This window comes from Pseudomonadota bacterium (assembly GCA_030775045.1).
Taxonomy (GTDB): Bacteria; Pseudomonadota; Alphaproteobacteria; order JALYJY01; family JALYJY01; genus JALYJY01.
Genome location: JALYJY010000124.1, coordinates 1 through 600 on the forward strand (window position 1 = coordinate 1; position 600 = coordinate 600).

1 protein-coding gene is annotated in these 600 nt (G+C 63.2%); it reads left to right on the forward strand.

Going from position 1 to position 600, the window contains the following annotated elements:
• Positions 1–600: methionine--tRNA ligase (locus M3O22_08805; GenBank protein MDP9196840.1), on the forward strand; the 600-nt coding region annotated here is incomplete at both ends.

Sequence of the window (600 nt, forward strand, 5' to 3'; positions counted from 1 at the left end):
GGTCAGCCGCGCCTCGTTCAGCGGGGGCATCCCCGTGCCCGGGGACGAGAAGCACGTCATGTACGTGTGGCTGGACGCGCTGGCCAACTATATCACCGCATTGGGATATCCGCAGACCGGCCCCGGTTCGGATTACGCAAAGTACTGGCCCACGTCACTGCACGTGGTGGGCAAGGAGATCACCCGCTTCCACGCCGTGTACTGGCCCGCGTTCCTCATGGCCGCCGGTCTGGACCTGCCAAAGCGCATCTTCGCCCATGGTCTGTGGCTCATGGATGGCGAGAAAATGTCCAAGTCGCTGGGCAACACCATGGATCCGGAAACGCTGGTCAAAACCTGGGGGCTCGACCCGCTGCGGTATTATTTCATGCGCGAGGTGCCGTTTGGCAACGACGGCAATTTCTCGAAGGAAGGCATCATCCACCGCATCAACCACGAACTGGCCAACGACTACGGCAACCTGGTCCAGCGCGTGCTGGCGCAGGTGCAAAAGAACTGCGGCGCGGCAGTGCCCGAACACGGCACGTTTACCGAGGCGGACACGGCCCTGCTGACTGCGGCGGGCAACCTGCTGGCCATTACGCGGGCCGAGGTCAACGC